Genomic DNA, 16,275 nt, shown 5'->3' on the forward strand with positions numbered 1-16,275 from the left:
CCGATGCCCCGATGGCGCTGAATCAGTCACCTGATGAATCGACTGACACACCGCTATCGGGGGCAAGCCCCCTCCCACATTTGCATCGCGGTCTAACCGTTAGATGCCGCTCGGCTGTCAGGCCGCCAGCGGGAAAATGATCAGTGGTTGTAGGCCCGCTCGTTATGCTCGGCCAGGTCCAGCCCCATCTCCTCCACCGACTCATGGGCACGCAACCCGACCAGGGCATTGACCACCTTGAGGATGATCCAACTGATCACAAAGCAGTACACCGTGGTCAGCAGCACTCCCTTAAGCTGGGCAACCACCTGCCCCCCCATGGTCACACCTTCCACCAGGCCCCCCATGGACGGTACGCAGAACACACCGGTCAACACCGCGCCGATCATGCCGCCGATGCCGTGCAAGCCGAACACGTCGAGGCTGTCGTCGTAGCCAAAGCGCCGCTTCAACACCGTCACGCTCAAGTAACAGAACACCCCGCACAGCAAGCCGATGGCCAACGCACCGCCGACGCCCACGTAGGCACACGCCGGGGTGATCCCCACCAGGCCAGCCAACGCGCCGCTGGCCAGGCCGAGGGCACTGGGCTTGCCGACCTTGAACCACTCGGTGAACATCCAGCCAAGAATCCCGGCGCAGGCGCCCAATTGAGTGTTGAGCATGACGATGCCCGAGGTGCCGCTGAGGCCGCCACCGGAGCCGATATTGAAGCCGAACCAGCCGACCCAGAGCATCGCCGCGCCGGCCATGGTCAGGCTGAGGTTATGCGCAGGCATTGGCGTGTTCTGGTAGCCCTTGCGCTTGCCGAGGATCAGGCACGCGGCCAGCGCGGCCACACCGGCATTGATGTGCACGGCGGTACCGCCGGCAAAATCAAGCACGCCCCAGTTATGCATCAAGGCCCCCGAACCGCCCCAGACCATATGCGCCACCGGGGCATAGACCAAGGTGAACCAGATGGCCATGAACAGCAGCGCCGCCGAGAACTTCATGCGTTCGGCAAAGGCGCCGGCGATCAGGGCCGGGGTGATGATGGCGAACGTCATCTGGAAGGTCACGAACACCCCTTCCGGAATATCCCCCACCAGGCTCTCCGGGGTCATGCCCGCCAGGAAGGCGCGGCTGAGGCCGCCGACAAAACTGTTGAAGGTCACCTGCCCTTCGACCATGCCGGTGGTGTCGACCACCATGCTGTAGCCGTAGATCACCCACAGCACACCCACCAACCCGGCGATGCCGAAGCACTGGGTGAACAGCGAAAGCATGTTTTTCGCACGGACGAGGCCGCCGTAGAACAGCGCAAGCCCCGGCAAGCACATGAACAGCACCAGCACGGCGGCGGTGACCATCCAGGCGGTGCTGCCGGTGTTCAAGGTGGGTGCATCAGCGGCGTACGCCAAGGGTGCAAAGGCACCGGCCACTAATAAACCGAAGAGGGATTTGCCAAGAAGACGATTGACCATGTTCAAAGCTCCTGCAAAAGAAATGGGAAGTACCTGGGTGTAGTGAGCGGGCTTGCCCCGCGCTGGGTGGCGAAGCCGCCCTTAAACCAACCGCCGCATTTCTACCTCAATGAATGCGGCGGCTTTATTGGGGCGGCTTTGCCACCCGGCGCGGGGCAAGCCCGCTCACTACAGGGGCCCGCTAGTAACCGGAGCCCGGCACCCAACGGGTCCCCGCCAGCGGTACCCGGGCCATGGCGGCCGACTCCACGGTCAGCGCCACCAAGTCCTCGGGGTCGAGGTTGTGCAGGTGCGATTTGCCGCACGCACGCGCCATGGTCTGTGCCTCCAGCACCATCACCCGCAGGTAGTTGGCCAACCGCCGCCCGCCTTCCACCGGGTCAAGGCGCTTGGACAGCTCCGGGTCCTGAGTGGTGATGCCCGCCGGATCGCGGCCGTTCTGCCAGTCGTCGTAGAAGCCGGCGGCCGAGCCGATCTTTTTCAGTTCCGCGTCCAGCCGTGGGTGGTTGTCGCCCAGGGCAATCAGCGCCGCCGTGCCGATGGCCACCGCGTCCGCGCCCATCGCCATGGCCTTGGCCACATCGGCACCATTACGAATCCCGCCCGACACGATCAACTGGACCTTGCGGTGCATGCCCATCTCTTGCAAAGCCTGTACCGCTTGCGGGATGGCCGACAAAATCGGGATGCCCACATGCTCGATAAACACTTCCTGGGTCGCGGCAGTACCGCCTTGCATGCCGTCGAGTACGATCACATCGGCACCGGCCTTGACCGCCAGCTTCACGTCGTAATACGGCCGGCTCGCGCCGATTTTCACGTAGATCGGTTTTTCCCAATCGGTGATTTCACGCAGCTCGGCAATCTTGATCGCCAGGTCATCCGGGCCGGTCCAGTCCGGGTGGCGACAGGCGCTGCGCTGGTCCACGCCGATCGGCAAGGTGCGCATGCCGGCCACACGCTCGGTGACTTTCATGCCGAGCAACATGCCGCCGCCGCCGGGCTTGGCGCCCTGGCCGAGGACAATCTCGATGGCGTCAGCCTTGCGCAGATCATCCGGGTTCATGCCGTAGCGCGACGGCAGGTACTGATACACCAGGTGCTGAGACTGGCCGCGCTCTTCCGGGGTCATGCCGCCGTCACCGGTGGTGGTGCTGGTGCCGGCGATGGTCGCGCCACGGCCCAGGGCTTCCTTAGCGTTGGCCGACAGCGCACCGAAACTCATGCCAGCGATGGTCACCGGAATCTTCAGGTGGATAGGCTTCTTGGCGAAGCGATTGCCGAGGATCACATCGGTGCCGCACTTCTCGCGATAGCCTTCCAGCGGGTAGCGCGACACGCTGGCGCCGAGCAGCAGCAAGTCATCGAAGTGCGGCAGCTTGCGCTTGGTGCCGCCACCGCGAATATCGTAGATGCCCGTTTCGGCGGCACGCTGGATTTCCTGGATGGTCAGGCGGTCGAAGGTGGCCGACTCGCGCAGGACCGGAGGGGTTTGTTCAGTCATGGTGGAGCTCCTGATCAGTACGCGGAGGCGTTATCGACTTTGAAGTTGTAGAGTTGACGGGCCGAGCCGTAGCGCTTGAAATCTGCCGCCTGGTGGGCAAAACCGGCGCGGTCGAGCAGTTCCTGCAGCTCGTGCAGGTGTTCGCTGCGCATCTCTTTTTCGACGCAGTCCGAGCCCAGGGACTCCACCGTGCCTTTCACGTAGATGTGGGTTTCGTAGAGCGAATCGCCCAGCGCATCGCCGGCGTCGCCGCACACCACCAGACGCCCGGCCTGGCCCATGAAGCAGCTCATATGGCCGATGCTGCCGCCGACGACGATGTCGATGCCCTTCATGGAAATCCCGCAACGCGCGCCCGCGTCGCCCTCGATCACCAGCAGACCGCCATGGGCCGTGGCCCCGGCCGCCTGGGACGCGCTGCCTTTGACGCGCACCGAGCCGGACATCATGTTCTCGGCGCAGCCCACGCCGACATTGCCGTGCACGGTGATCGAGGCCTGTTGGTTCATGCCTGCGCAGTAATAACCGGCGTGGCCCTCGATATCGATGGACACGGCCTGGTTCACGCCCACGGCGAGGTTGTGCTTGCCGTTGGAATGGGTCACGCGCCACTCGTTGTCGATGGCCTGGGCGTGCAACGCCTGGTTGAGGTCACGCACGGTGGCGGTGGAAAGATCGATAGTTTTCATGTGTGCGCTCCTTAAGCTGCTGACTCGCGTTCCCAGATGTACAACGTGGCCGGTGCCGGCTCCCAGATCCGCGCATTCTCGATGCCCGGCAGGCTCGACAGCGCCTGGTACTCGGAGGCCATGGCGACGTAGTCGTCGGTCTCGGCGAGGATCGCCGGCTTGCACGCAATCGGGTCGCGGATCACCGCAAAGCCGTTGCGCGTGCCGATGGCGAAGGTGAAGAAGCCGTCGAGGTCTTCCAGGGAATGGTCCAGCGCCTCTTTGAGCGAATCACCCTGTTGCAGGCGCCAGGTCAGGTAGCCGGCGGCAACTTCGGTGTCGTTGTCGGTTTCAAAATGGATGCCTTCGCGCTTGAGTTCCTGGCGCAGGCGGAAGTGGTTGGACAGCGAGCCGTTGTGCACCAGGCACAGGTCGGCGCCAGTGGAAAACGGGTGGCTGCCTTCCATGGTCACCGCGCTTTCCGTGGCCATGCGCGTGTGGCCGATGATGTGGCTGCCCTGCATGTTTGCCAGGCCGAAGCGCTGGGAAATCTCCTGGGGCAGGCCCATGCCCTTGAGGATCTCGATACTCTGCCCGGCGCTCATGATGCGCACGCTCGGCGCCAGTTCGGCCAGGGCCAGGCGTACCGGGGCTTCATCGGCGTGGATCTTAAGTACCGCGGCGCTGGCGTTCTGGAACCAATCCAGGGAACAGCCGAGGCGCCCTTCCAGCTCGCCCATCAAGCCTTTCCAGTCGAAGGCTTCGGTGGTGGCTTGCAGGGTCAGCTTGACCCAGCCATCGGCGACTTCATCGCCGTAGATGGCGAAACCGGCGCTGTCCGGGCCACGGTCGGTCATGGCTTGCAGCATGGGTTCAAACAGCTTGCCGAGCTGGGGTTCCAGCTGCGGATTCTTCAGGTACAGGCCTACGATTCCACACATAACAAGTCTCCGTCACACGGTGTCAGAAAAATTCGGTATAGCGCTGGATTTCCCAGTCGCTCACATGGCGGCTGTACTCCACCCACTCCATGCGCTTGAGCTTGATGAACTCGCCCACGATCTGCGGGCCAAGCACTTCGGCGAACAGCGCGTCGGCTTCCAGCGCGTCGCAGGCTTCCTTGAGGGATTGCGGCAGGGTCTTGATGCCGCGCTCGGCGATCTGCTCGAGGCTCAGGCTGTAGAGGTTTTCGTTGCAGACGTGGTCGATTTCCAGCTGGCGATCGATACCGTCCAGGCCCGCGGCGATGATCGCGGCGCTGACCAGATAGGGGTTGCAGCCTGCATCCGGCAGGCGAAATTCCAGGCGACCGTACGGCACGCGCACCATGGCCGAGCGATTGTTGGCGCCAAACGCGATAAAGGCCGGGGCCCAGGTGGCGCCGGACAACGAGTTGCCGACCACCAGGCGCTTGTACGAGTTGACCGTGGGCGCGGCGAACGCACACAGCGCCGGGCCATGGGCAAGCAAGCCGGCGGCGAAGTGATAGGCAAGTGTCGACAAGCCCATGCCGCTCGGGTCGCTGGCGTCATGGAACAGGTTTTTGTTCTCGGCGCTGCTGATCGACAGGTGAAAGTGCATGCCATTGCCGGCGCGTTTCGGGTCGGGCTTGGGCATGAAGGAGCAGATCATGCCCAGGTCATTGGCGATCTCGCCGGCGGCCATGCGGAAGAAGGTGAAACGGTCGGCGGACGTCAGGGCGTCGCTGTAGGTGTAGTTGATCTCGAACTGGCCGTTGGCGTCTTCGTGGTCGATTTGATAGACCTCGAAATCCACCGCCTGCAAGGCTTCGGTCAGGCGTTCGAGGAACACCCGCGAACGCGACAGGCCCTTGTAGTCGTAGCAAGGCTTGTCGAGGTTGTCGCTGGGGTCGACCAATTGCAACGTGCCCTGCTCGTCACGGCGCATCAGGTTGAACTCGGGTTCGAGGCCGGTGTTCAGCGTCCAGCCCTTGTCCTGCAGGCGCTGCACTTGTTGCTGCAACACGTAGCGGCTGTCGTAGGGGTGGGGTTTGCCGTCGACATGGCCGACACACACCACACGCCCATAACCTGGCTGCCAGGGTACCGGGGTCAATGTCGACAGATCGCCGCGCGCCATGAAGTCCGGACCGTGGGGCTCCATGCCCATGCCGCTGATGGCAAACCCGGCAAACCCCGCGCCCTCTTCGGCCACTGTCTTGAGCCCGCAGATGGGCACCGACTTGGTCTTGGCCGCACCGTGTATATCCACAAACTGCGCAAGCACGTACTTGATCCCGTGCTTGTCGATGATGCGCTGGGTTTCTGCTGGCAACATTGCGTGTCACTCCTCGCGAAAGGCAAAACCGTGTGGGTGGGCCTAGGCTGTCTTTTTATTCCTAAAAAGAAAGTTAGTTTCCCTACAGGAATGCAATACCCTTGCCAGATTCGCGGACGGCTGTTTGATGTGCCGGTGAAAGCGCTTTTGTGCTGTATATATGGGAAAATTCTTTTCCCTGCAGGAATACGTACAGCGGGGTGGCCTTTAAGCGCCAGACTTTGCACTTTCCCAGTGCGAAAATAATATTACTGAACGGAAACCGTGCAGGAGCCGATGATCATGTCCACCGAAACCGCCCCGCGCCTCAAGCTCGAGCAATACCTGGGGCTGCAGATCAAACGCCAGCGCCAGGCCCAGGACCTGAAGCTATCTGACGTGGCAAAAATTGCCGATATCAGCCAGGGCATGTTGAGCAAGATCGAGAACGCCCAGGTCTCTACCAGCCTCGATACCTTGAGCCGCCTGTGCGATGTGCTCGGGCTGCCGCTCTCGAAATTATTCAGCGAATACGACCAGCAGGATGGCAGCGCCTTGCTGGTCAAGGCCGACCAAGGCATGGAAGTGGTGCGCCGGGGGACGGAGAAGGGGCATACCTATCACCTGCTCAACCATACGCGCGGGCCGAAGAAGAGCTTCGAGGCGTACATGGTGAGCATGGATGACGCCAGTGAGGAGTTTCCGACGTTTGCGCACCCAGGGACCGAGTTTCTGCACCTGCTTGAAGGGGAGCTGATTTATCGCCACGGCAACCAGCTGTATCGCATGGAGGCCGGGGACAGCCTGACGTTTGAGGGCGAGATTCCCCATGGGCCGGAGGAGTTGGTGCGGGTGCCGATTCGGTTGTTATCGATCATGAACTACGGCAACGACAAAGAGTGATGCACGAACGGCGCATGAGCACCTTGTAGTGAGCGGGCTTGCCCCGCGCTGGGCGGCGAAGCCGCCCCAAACCAGGCGACTTGGTCTTATCTGGAACTCGGCGATGTCTTTATGGGGGCGGCTTCGCCGCCCAGCGCGGGGCAAGCCCGCTCACTACAGTTTTGCAGAGACCTGTGACCAGCGCAGGCAAGCCAGCGCCCACCTTTGATCGCATTCGACCTTCCCGTCGCCCCCGAAAAAAATTCCCCCCAGTTAAAAATCTTTCCCAAAACCCCTAGACGCCCCGCCCTCATTCCCCTATAAAGCCACTTCAGGAATATTTTATTCCCCACAAGAAAACGCGCTCAAGGAATGAGCCTGCTGTCCTCAGACATTTTTTCGCTATGCGATGAGCTGCCGCCATCATCCCGAGGACGTGTCATGCAACACGAAAAAAACCATTTCATCATCAAGGTCACTTGTCCCGCGGTGTCCGGCATTGTCGCTGCCGTCACCACTTACCTGGCGGACAAGGCGTGCTACATCGGGGAGATGGCGCAGTTCGACGATGACTTCAGCGGCCGCTTCTTCATGCGTGCGGTGTTCCGCTTCAACGATGGCCATGCGGGCAACCTGCAAGAGATCAGAGACGGTTTCGCCGATGTCGCCCAGGCCTTCGACATGCAGTGGGAGCTGCACGACACCCGCGAGCCAATGCGCGTGATGCTGATGGTGAGCAAGTTCGACCACTGCCTCACCGACCTGCTCTACCGATACCACAAGGGCGAGATGGACATGACCATCACCGCCATCGTCTCCAACCACCTCGATCTGCGGCCGATGGCCGAGCGCGAGGGCATTCGCTTTATCTACCTGCCGGTGTCCAAGGACAACAAGGCCGCGCAGGAAGCCGAGTTGATGAAGATCGTCGACGACACCCGCACCGAACTGGTGGTGTTGGCGCGCTACATGCAGATCCTCTCCGACGACCTGTGCCGGCAACTGTCGGGGCGGGCGATCAATATCCACCATTCGTTCCTGCCCGGTTTCAAGGGTGCCAAGCCCTATCACCAGGCTTATCAACGCGGCGTGAAGTTGATCGGTGCCACCGCGCACTACGTGACCAGCGACCTGGATGAGGGCCCGATCATCGAGCAGGAAGTGCAGCGCGTCGACCACGTGTACAAGCCTGACGACCTGGTCGCCATCGGTCGCGACACCGAAACCGTGGCCCTGTCCAAGGCGGTCAAGTACCACCTGGAGCACCGGGTCTTCCTCAATCAGGACAGAACGGTGGTGTTCCGGTGAACGCGCATAAACTGATCGACGGCAAAGCCGCCGCCGCACGGGTGCTGCTGCAAGTGCGCGAAGACGTGGCGCGCCTGCATGGGCAGGCTATTCAACCGGCGCTGGCGGTGATCCTGGTGGGCAACGACCCGGCCAGCCAGGTGTATGTGCGCAACAAGATCCTGCGCGCCGAAGAGGTGGGCATCCGCTCCGTGGAGCATCGCCTGCCCAGCGATACCAGCACCGAACAATTGTTGATCCTGATCGGCCAATTGAATGCCGACCCGGCGATCCACGGCATCCTCCTGCAATTGCCGTTGCCGGCGCAGATGGACGAACTGCGCGCCCTGGAGGCCATCGCGCCGGACAAGGACGTCGACGGTTTTCACAGCCAGAACGTCGGCGGCCTCAGCCAGGGGCGCGCGGTGCTCACGCCGTGCACGCCGAGCGGTTGCCTGTACCTGCTGGAACACACCTGCGGCGACCTGCGCGGGAAGCACGCGGTAGTGATCGGCCGTTCGAACATCGTTGGCAAGCCCATGGCCGCGCTGCTGCTCAAGGCGGATTGCTCGGTGACCGTGCTGCACTCACGCAGCCACGACGCCCAGGCCCTGTGCCGCCAGGCCGATATCGTGATCGCTGCCGTGGGCCGCGCCCGCTTGATTGACGCGAGCTGGTTGAAACCCGGCGCAGTGGTGATCGATGTCGGTATCAACCGCATCGACGACGACGGCCGCAGCCGCCTGGTGGGTGATGTCGACTTCGACAGCGCCCTGCCCCATGTCGCCGCCATCACCCCGGTGCCCGGCGGTGTCGGGCCGATGACCATTGCCTTCCTGATGAAAAACACCGTGGCCGCCGCCCAGGCGCAACACCACGCCCTACGCAGCCAATCGGAGGCCGTATGCCATTCAATCTATTGAAATACGGGCTGAGTTCCGAGTACCCGGTGGAGGTGGATTTGCCATCGCCCAAGGCTCTCAAGTCGAGTTACGACGTGGTGATCATCGGCGCCGGTGGCCATGGCCTGGCGACGGCCTACTACCTGGCCAAGTACCACGGCATCACCAATATCGCGGTGCTGGAAAAGGCCTACCTGGGCGGCGGCAATACCGCGCGCAATACGGCGGTGATCCGCTCCAACTACCTGACCAGCGAAGGCGTTCGTTTCTACGCCGAGTCGGTGAAGATGTTCCAGTCGCTGTCCAACGAATTCGATTTCAACATCATGTACTCCGAGCGCGGCCAACTGACCCTGGCCCACACCGACGCCACCGTGCGTTCGTTCCGCCAGCGCGCCGAGGTCAACAAGCACTTCGGCGGGCGTACCGAGATGATCGATCGCCAGCAGATCCGCGAGCTGGTGCCCAGCCTTAACCTCGACCCCGGCCACTTGCCGGTGATTGCCGGGCTCTGGCATATCGACGGCGCCACCGCGCGCCACGATGCCGTGGCGTGGGGCTACGCCAAGCAGGCAGCCAAGCGCGGCGTGGAGATCCACCAGCTCACTGAAGTGCAGGACCTGATCATCGAAAACGGCGCCATCACCGCGGTGAAAACCAATCGCGGCACCATCAAGTGTGGTTGCGCGGTGCAGGCGATTGCCGGGCACAGCTCGCTGCTGATGGCCAAGGCCGGCATCCGCTCGCCGATCCAGACGTTCCCGCTGCAGGCCATGGTCACGCAGCCGTTCAAGCCGTTCCTCGATCCGCTGGTAAGTTCCTCGGCGCTGCACTGCTACGTGCAACAAACCAGCCGTGGCGAAGTGGTGTTCGGTGGCGGTTCCGATCCCTACCCGCTGTTCAACACGCGTTCGACCCTGGACCTCAAGGAAAGCCTGCTGGCCCATGCCATCGAGATGTTCCCGTTCCTGGCCAACGCCAAGTTGATGCGCCAGTGGGCCGGGATCACCGACATGACCCCCGACTACAGCCCGATCATGGGCCTGTCGCCGGTGAAGAATTACTACCTCGACGCCGGCTGGGGCACCTGGGGCTTCAAGGCCACGCCGATCTGCGGCAAGACCATGGCCGAGCTGGTCGCCAGCGGCGGCAAGGTGCCGGACTTGATCAAACCCTTCGGCCTCGAGCGCTTTTCGACCTTCCAGCAAGTCAACGAAATGGGCGCCACAGCGGCCAGCCACTGACGGAGAGCAGACGATGAAAATCATGATTTGCCCGCTCAACGGGCCGCGCAATATCAGCGAGTTCACCTACGGCGGTGAATTCAAACCGATGCCCGACCCGCTGACCTGCAGCGATGCCGAATGGGCCGACTACGTGTTCAACACCGACAACCTTGCCGGCGTGGTGCGCGAATGGTGGATGCACACGCCGTCCAGCTACTGGTTCCTCGCCGAGCGCCACACGGTCACCGACGAGATCGTGCGCACCTTCGATCCGCGCGAAGTGTTCACCACCCGCGTCGACTTCACCACCGCCAAGGAGATCGCCGGATGAACCGCCTCCCCGCCCCCATGGGCCTGCTGATCCAACGTGACCAGCCACTCGACTTCAGCTTCGACGGCCTGCCCTACCAAGGTTTGCAGGGCGACAGCATCGCCAGCGCCCTGCTCGCCAACGGGCGCTTCCTGATGTCGCGCTCGTTCAAATACCACCGCCCACGCGGCCCGTTGACCATGGCCGGCCAGGACGCCAACAGCCTGGTGCAACTGCCTCGCGAACCCAACGTATTAGCCGACGCCCACGCGCTGTCCGCCGGCTTGGCGGTGACGGCGCAGAACGTCAACGGCTCGCTGGACAACGACAAGGACGCCTACCTGGGCAAATTCTCCAAGTTCATGCCGGTGGGCTTCTACTACCGTTCGTTCTACAAGCCCAAGGGCATGTGGAAAGTCTGGGAGCCGATCATTCGCAAAAAGGCCGGCCTGGGCGTGCTCGACCTGACGTTCCAACCCGAGTACTACGACAAGGCCTACCTGTTTACCGACCTCGCCGTGATCGGCGCCGGCCCCGCTGGCTTGCAGGCCGCGCTGACCGCCGCGAATGCCGGCGCCAAGGTGCTGCTGATCGAGCAGCAACCGATCCTCGGCGGGTCGCTGACCTACGCGCGCTTCGATATTGCCGGCACCCGTGCCGACACCCTGCGCCGCGAGTTGCTGGGCGCGGTGCAGCAACACGCGAATATCCAGGTGCTCACCGACGCCACCTGCAATGCCTGGTTCACCGACAACTACCTGCCGGTGATCCAGGGCAAGCGCCTGTACAAAGTGCGCGCGCAGCAGTGCCTGGTGTGCAGCGGTTCGTTCGACCAACCGGTGGTCTTCCGCAACAATGACCTGCCGGGGGTGATGCTCACCAGCGCGGCGCAACGCCTGATGAAGCTGTATGCGGTCAAGCCCGGCAAGCGCGCGGTGGTGCTCACCGGCAACGATGACGGCTACCTGGCCGCCCTCGACCTGCATGACCAGGGCGTGGACGTGGCCGCCGTGATCGACCTGCGTCACGCCCCGGCGGACAAAGCCCTGCCGAGTGCCCTGGCCCAGCGCAAGATCGCGTGCCTGAGCAACAGTACGGTGTTCGAGGCCCTGCATGAAAAAGGCCTGCGCCATGTGAAGGGCGTCGACGTGCGCCAGATCACCGGCCAGGGCCAGGTCAGCGCCAGCGGGCAAGTGATCGACTGCGACCTGCTGTGCATGTCGGCCGGTTATATGCCGGTCTATCAGTTGCTGTGCCAGGCCGGTGGCAAGCTGGCCTATGAAGACTCGCGGGCGGAGTTCAGCCTCAGTGGCCTGCCGCGCAATCTGGGCGTGGCCGGTTCCGTACACGGTCGGCATCAACTGGACAATGTGCTGGCGGATGCGACCAACGCCGCCGCCGACAGCCTGCTCGCCCTCGGATTGAACAGCACCAGCCCGCCTGCAGCGCTGCGCCCTGAAGCGCAGGTCAACTTCCATTGGCCGATCTTCCCGCACCCCAAGGGCAAGGATTTCGTCGACTTCGACGAAGACCTGCAGGTGGCGGACATCGTCAACGCCACCCGCATTGGCTACCGCGATGTGCAATTGGTGAAGCGCTATTCCACGGTCGGCATGGGCCCGTCCCAGGGGCGCCACTCGGCGCTGCCGACCGCACGGCTGGTGGCCTGGGCAACCCAGCGCACTATCAGCGAAACCGGGGTCACCACCGCACGGCCGCCGTTCGTGGCGGAGAAACTCGCGCATGTCGCGGGACGCGCCTTCGACCCCTACCGCCAAACGCCGATGCACGCGCGCCATGTGCAAGCCGGGGCGAAGATGATGCCCGCCGGTATCTGGCAGCGCCCGGCCTATTACGGCAAGGCCCAGGACCGCGAAGCGTGCATGCAGGCCGAAGCGCTGCACGTGCGCAACAAGGTCGGGATGATCGATGTGTCCACACTGGGCGGCCTCGACGTGCGCGGCCCGGACGCCGCCGAACTGCTTAACCGCCTCTACACCTTCGCGTTCCTCAAGCAGCCGGTGGGCCGTTCGCGTTATGCGCTGATGACCAACGAACACGGCGTGGTGATCGACGACGGCGTGTGCGCGCGGCTGGCCGACAACCACTTCTACGTCACCGCCACCACCAGCGGCGTCGATCGTATTTACCAGCAGATGCTCAAGTGGAACGCGCAGTGGCGCCTGGACGTGGACGTGACCAACGTCACCGCCGCGATCTGTGCGGTGAACGTGGCCGGGCCGGACTCGCGCAAGGTGCTGGCGCAGGTGTGCAGCGATCTCGACCTCAGTGCCGAAGGCTTCCCCTACCTGGGCGTACGCCAGGGCACAGTGGCCGGGATCAAGGCACGCCTGCTGCGGGTGGGTTTCGTCGGCGAACTGGGCTATGAAATCCACGTACCGGCACGCCACGGCCTGGCGTTGTGGGACGCGTTGATGACGGCCGGCAAGGCCTTTGACATTCGCCCCTTCGGCGTCGAGACCCAGCGCCTGCTGCGCCTGGAAAAAGGCCACGTAATCATCAGCCAGGACACCGATGGCATGACCCACCCGGCGGAAATCGACATGGGCTGGGCGGTCAGCCGCACCAAGCCGTTCTTCGTCGGCCGCCGCTCGGTGGACATCCTCGAAGCCCAGCCGCTGAAACGCAAACTGGTGGGCTTCAGCCTGCCCAAGGGCAGTGTGCAACCGCTGGAAGGCCATCTGGTACTCAACGGCGCGGACATCAGCGGCAACGTCACCTCCTGCGAATACTCCACCAGCCTGGGCCGCATCATCGGGCTGGCCTACGCCGGGATCGACCAAAGCACACCGGGGCAGCGCATTCCGATTCGCGTCGAAGGCGGCATCGTCGTCCAGGCCGAGGTGGTGCAACTGCCGTTCTTCGACCCCACTAACCAACGCCAGGAGGGTTAAGCCATGACCAGTCTGAAGGCCCACGAACTGTTCACGCCGCCCTGCCAACTGCAGGACCAGACCGACCTGCCCCGGGTCGGCTTTCGCGGCGCACAGAGCGCCGAGTACCTCACGGCGCGCGGCTTCACGTTGCCGGGCGGGCCCAACCAAGCCTGCGCGCAAGCGGACGGCAGTTGGGTGGCGCGCCTGTCGCAGAACGAATACCTGGTGCTGGGCAGCCCGCAGGATCAGGGGCAACGGATTGCCGATGAAGAAGCGCGTTGGGAACTGGACCACCGCGCCAACTACCTGCTGCCGCGCCAGGACAGCCATGCCTGTGTGCGGCTCAGCGGGGAGGTGATTGCGCAGGTGATGGCGAAGCTGTGCGGGGTGGATCTCAGTTTCCCGGCCTTCAAGCCGGGGATGGTGGCGCAGACCTCGGTGGCGCGGGTCAATGCGATTGTCATCCACACAGGCAGTGGGGAACTGCCGGCGTTTCATATCCTCTGGGATCGCGCCTCGAAGGCATACTTCGAGGGCGCGTTGCGGGATGCGCTGGAGGAGTTCGGCGGGGTGGGTCAGTCGGTGTAGCCCAACCGCGCCGCCCTGACCTTTTGGGTGTGTTGACGTGTCGCCAGGCAGTAATACAACGGGCACGTCACCACCAACCCCACCAGCCACGACAAGTCCGCGCCTTCCACCAGGTTGGCCCACGGCCCCACATACAGCGACGTATTGGCAAACGGCAGTTGCACGATGATGCCGATGAAGTACGCCACGATCGCATGCAGGTTGAAACGCCCATACACCCCGCCATCGGCCTGGAAGATCGAGGCAATGTCATAGACCCCGCGCTTGATGATGTAGAAGTCGATCAGGTTGATTGACGCCCACGGCACCAACACCAGCAACAGCGCGAGGATCAGGCCGATAAATTGCGAGATGAAGTCCGCCGACGCGCCCAACGCCACCACGCAGCAACCGGCCAGGACCACGCCCGACAGCGCCACGCGCACCTTGATGCTGGGGGTCCAGTGGCTGGCGAAGGTCTGGACCGAGGTGATGATCGACAGCACCGCGCCGTACAGATTCAGGGCGTTGTGGCTGATGATATTGAGCAGGAACAGCACCATCAGGATCGGCCCCAGCCAGCCGGTGGCGTGCTTGACCGCGACCATGGCTTCGGTGCCTTCGGGCGTGGCCAGTGCAGCGACCAGGCCAAAGGCGAAGGACAGGATGGTGCCGAGGGTCGCGCCCAGGTAGGTGGCGAGGAACGGCCGGGTGATGCCAATGTCCGCCGGCAGGTAGCGCGAGTAGTCGCTGGTGTAGGGCGAAAAGCTGATCTGCCAGATCACCCCCAGCGACACGGTAGCCAACCAGCCCGCCGCGTTGAAGCCGCCACGGGTAAGGAAATCTGCCGGCAGGTCATGGGCAAAAATGTAGATAAAACCGGCCAGCAAAGCGCTGCCCATCACCCAGGTGCCGATGCGGTTGAGGGTATGGATAAAGCGGTAGCCGATCACGCCGATGGCAGTGGCGCTGAGGGCGCCGATCAGGATGCTCGCCGGCACCGGCACCGACGGCACGATGCCGACGATGGACTTGCCGGCCAGGACGATATTGGAGATGAAAAAGCCAATGTAGATCAGCGCGGCGAAGAACACGATCAGCAGCGCGCCGTAACGGCCGAACTGGCCACGGCTCTGCACCATCTGCGGGATGCCCATGCGCGGGCCTTGGGCCGATGCGAGGGCAATCACGATGCCGCCGAGCAGGTGCCCGAGGGCAATCGCCAGCAGCCCCCACGCCAGATTGAGATGGAACACCTGGGCCACCATGGCGCCCGTGACGATCGGCAGCGGCGCGATGTTGGTGCTGAACCATAAGGTGAACAGGTCGCGGGCCTTTCCATGGCGCTCTGCGAGGGGGACGTAATCGACCGTGTGATGCTCGATCAGGGGGTCTTGCCGGGACATCTGGGGCATGGAAATGAACTCGCGTTTGTCTGATCTTATAGTTGTTTGACGCCAAACCGGGGGAGCTCTTTGGCCGCCCCTCAGATGAACACCATATTATGGTATTCCAACATTTTCACAAGACTGATCCGTAGTCTTAGCGCGCATCTGATCCGCAAGTGTGCCACAGCGCACTCCGTTATTTCCCGCCATAGCTCCCGTATTTATGGGTGATAAACCCGAGAATTGACGTTCATCGGGCGATTGAAAAAGCGGTTGCATCGACTGTATTACGGTATACCATCAGACCTACAAACTCATAAAAACCGCTTTACCGCAGAGGACCGTCCCATGATCGATGCCGCTATCTACAAACAAGTGATGGGTTCGTTTCCGTCCGGTGTCACCGTGATCACCACGCTCGATGACGAGGGGCAAATCGTCGGGTTGACCGCCAGTGCCTTCAGTTCACTGTCCATGGACCCGGCCCTGGTGCTGTTCTGCCCCAACTACAGCTCCGACTCGTACCCGGTGTTGATCAAGAACAAGCGCTTTGCCATTCATGTGCTTTCCGGTGGGCAGCAAACCGAAGCCTATGCCTTTGCGCGCAAAGGCAAGGACAAGGCCCAGGGCATCGAATGGACGCTCAGTGAGTTGGGCAACCCGATCCTGGCCAATGCCACGGCGGTGATCGAGTGCGAGTTGTGGCGCGAATATGAAGGCGGCGACCACGCGATCATGGTCGGCGCGGTGAAGAACCTGATCGTGCCCCGGCAGAACGCCGGGCCACTGGTGTATTGCCACGGCAAGATGGGTGCCCTGCCACTGCCGGCCTGATCCCCGACACCGTTCTGAAAACACCGAAGATCAAATGTGGGGCTTGCCCTAATGCCAGTCAGTTAAG

General features: G+C 62.9%; 14 protein-coding genes. 8 read left to right on the forward strand and 6 right to left on the reverse strand.

The annotated features are described in order from the left end of the window. Positions 1–140: 140 nt before the first annotated feature. From K7431_RS18775 to glnT, 5 genes are all read right to left on the reverse strand, one after another. Positions 141–1,466 carry an ammonium transporter gene (locus K7431_RS18775; RefSeq protein WP_043205169.1) on the reverse strand — a complete coding sequence of 442 codons (1,326 nt, stop codon included), beginning with the start codon at positions 1,464–1,466 and terminating at the stop codon, positions 141–143. Between the two features lie 181 nt (positions 1,467–1,647). Then, positions 1,648–2,970: an FMN-binding glutamate synthase family protein gene (locus tag K7431_RS18780; RefSeq protein ID WP_012723552.1), complete on the reverse strand. Its 1,323-nt coding sequence runs from the start codon at positions 2,968–2,970 to the stop codon at positions 1,648–1,650. Positions 2,971–2,984: 14 nt separating this feature from the next. Further along, the gene (locus K7431_RS18785) at positions 2,985–3,659 is read right to left on the reverse strand and encodes a protein glxC (protein ID WP_012723551.1); all 675 of its coding nucleotides are present in this window, start codon (positions 3,657–3,659) and stop codon (positions 2,985–2,987) included. Between the two features lie 11 nt (positions 3,660–3,670). After that, on the reverse strand, positions 3,671–4,579 hold the full coding sequence (locus tag K7431_RS18790) for a class II glutamine amidotransferase (protein WP_012723550.1): 909 nt from the start codon (positions 4,577–4,579) through the stop codon (positions 3,671–3,673). Between the two features lie 22 nt (positions 4,580–4,601). Then, positions 4,602–5,936, reverse strand: coding sequence for a type III glutamate--ammonia ligase (gene glnT / locus K7431_RS18795; RefSeq protein WP_012723549.1), 1,335 nt, complete (start codon positions 5,934–5,936; stop codon positions 4,602–4,604). Between the two features lie 282 nt (positions 5,937–6,218). Between glnT and K7431_RS18800 the strand changes: the two genes are divergently transcribed. The 7 genes from K7431_RS18800 (at position 6,219) to K7431_RS18830 (ending at position 14,007) form a co-directional block, all read left to right on the forward strand. Then, positions 6,219–6,818, forward strand: a complete 600-nt coding sequence (locus K7431_RS18800) for a helix-turn-helix domain-containing protein (RefSeq protein ID WP_027603577.1) — start codon at positions 6,219–6,221, stop codon at positions 6,816–6,818. A gap of 420 nt (positions 6,819–7,238) precedes the next feature. Further along, positions 7,239–8,105 carry a formyltetrahydrofolate deformylase gene (gene purU, locus K7431_RS18805; RefSeq protein ID WP_012723547.1) on the forward strand — a complete coding sequence of 289 codons (867 nt, stop codon included), beginning with the start codon at positions 7,239–7,241 and terminating at the stop codon, positions 8,103–8,105. Beyond that, entirely contained in the window at positions 8,102–9,007 is a 906-nt protein-coding gene (gene folD, locus K7431_RS18810; protein ID WP_012723546.1) for a bifunctional methylenetetrahydrofolate dehydrogenase/methenyltetrahydrofolate cyclohydrolase FolD, read from the forward strand. Before purU ends, folD begins: the two co-directional genes overlap by 4 nt. Next, on the forward strand, positions 8,989–10,230 hold the full coding sequence (locus tag K7431_RS18815) for an FAD-dependent oxidoreductase (protein ID WP_012723545.1): 1,242 nt from the start codon (positions 8,989–8,991) through the stop codon (positions 10,228–10,230). Before folD ends, K7431_RS18815 begins: the two co-directional genes overlap by 19 nt. Before the next feature lie 13 nt (positions 10,231–10,243). Beyond that, complete coding sequence (locus K7431_RS18820) at positions 10,244–10,543, forward strand: sarcosine oxidase subunit delta (RefSeq protein ID WP_012723544.1); 300 nt, start codon at positions 10,244–10,246, stop codon at positions 10,541–10,543. Next, complete coding sequence (locus tag K7431_RS18825; protein ID WP_012723543.1) at positions 10,540–13,437, forward strand: 2Fe-2S iron-sulfur cluster-binding protein; 2,898 nt, start codon at positions 10,540–10,542, stop codon at positions 13,435–13,437. Before K7431_RS18820 ends, K7431_RS18825 begins: the two co-directional genes overlap by 4 nt. A gap of 3 nt (positions 13,438–13,440) precedes the next feature. Next, positions 13,441–14,007, forward strand: coding sequence for a sarcosine oxidase subunit gamma (locus K7431_RS18830; protein WP_012723542.1), 567 nt, complete (start codon positions 13,441–13,443; stop codon positions 14,005–14,007). Here the strand turns inward: K7431_RS18830 and K7431_RS18835 are convergent. After that, positions 13,995–15,401 carry a purine-cytosine permease family protein gene (locus K7431_RS18835; protein WP_012723541.1) on the reverse strand — a complete coding sequence of 469 codons (1,407 nt, stop codon included), beginning with the start codon at positions 15,399–15,401 and terminating at the stop codon, positions 13,995–13,997. The two genes, K7431_RS18830 and K7431_RS18835, sit on opposite strands and share 13 nt — an antisense overlap. 321 nt (positions 15,402–15,722) lie before the next feature. On the opposite strand from K7431_RS18835, the gene K7431_RS18840 reads away from it, so the two are divergent. Then, positions 15,723–16,208 carry a flavin reductase family protein gene (locus tag K7431_RS18840; protein ID WP_012723540.1) on the forward strand — a complete coding sequence of 162 codons (486 nt, stop codon included), beginning with the start codon at positions 15,723–15,725 and terminating at the stop codon, positions 16,206–16,208. Positions 16,209–16,275: the final 67 nt, after the last annotated feature.

The organism is Pseudomonas fluorescens group sp. (genome assembly GCF_020093335.1).
Lineage (GTDB): Bacteria > Pseudomonadota > Gammaproteobacteria > Pseudomonadales > Pseudomonadaceae > Aquipseudomonas > Aquipseudomonas petroselini.

What these genes read in the sequence shown, in the direction of transcription:
- K7431_RS18775 (WP_043205169.1), bottom strand. Translation starts at nt 1,466, where the DNA reads ATGGTCAATCGTCTTCTTGGCAAATCCCTCTTCGGTTTATTAGTGGCC.
- K7431_RS18780 (WP_012723552.1), bottom strand. Translation starts at nt 2,970, where the DNA reads ATGACTGAACAAACCCCTCCGGTCCTGCGCGAGTCGGCCACCTTCGAC.
- K7431_RS18785 (WP_012723551.1), bottom strand. Translation starts at nt 3,659, where the DNA reads ATGAAAACTATCGATCTTTCCACCGCCACCGTGCGTGACCTCAACCAG.
- K7431_RS18790 (WP_012723550.1), bottom strand. Translation starts at nt 4,579, where the DNA reads ATGTGTGGAATCGTAGGCCTGTACCTGAAGAATCCGCAGCTGGAACCC.
- glnT (WP_012723549.1), bottom strand. Translation starts at nt 5,936, where the DNA reads ATGTTGCCAGCAGAAACCCAGCGCATCATCGACAAGCACGGGATCAAG.
- K7431_RS18800 (WP_027603577.1), top strand. Translation starts at nt 6,219, where the DNA reads ATGTCCACCGAAACCGCCCCGCGCCTCAAGCTCGAGCAATACCTGGGG.
- purU (WP_012723547.1), top strand. Translation starts at nt 7,239, where the DNA reads ATGCAACACGAAAAAAACCATTTCATCATCAAGGTCACTTGTCCCGCG.
- K7431_RS18815 (WP_012723545.1), top strand. Translation starts at nt 8,989, where the DNA reads ATGCCATTCAATCTATTGAAATACGGGCTGAGTTCCGAGTACCCGGTG.
- K7431_RS18820 (WP_012723544.1), top strand. Translation starts at nt 10,244, where the DNA reads ATGAAAATCATGATTTGCCCGCTCAACGGGCCGCGCAATATCAGCGAG.
- K7431_RS18825 (WP_012723543.1), top strand. Translation starts at nt 10,540, where the DNA reads ATGAACCGCCTCCCCGCCCCCATGGGCCTGCTGATCCAACGTGACCAG.
- K7431_RS18830 (WP_012723542.1), top strand. Translation starts at nt 13,441, where the DNA reads ATGACCAGTCTGAAGGCCCACGAACTGTTCACGCCGCCCTGCCAACTG.
- K7431_RS18835 (WP_012723541.1), bottom strand. Translation starts at nt 15,401, where the DNA reads ATGCCCCAGATGTCCCGGCAAGACCCCCTGATCGAGCATCACACGGTC.
- K7431_RS18840 (WP_012723540.1), top strand. Translation starts at nt 15,723, where the DNA reads ATGATCGATGCCGCTATCTACAAACAAGTGATGGGTTCGTTTCCGTCC.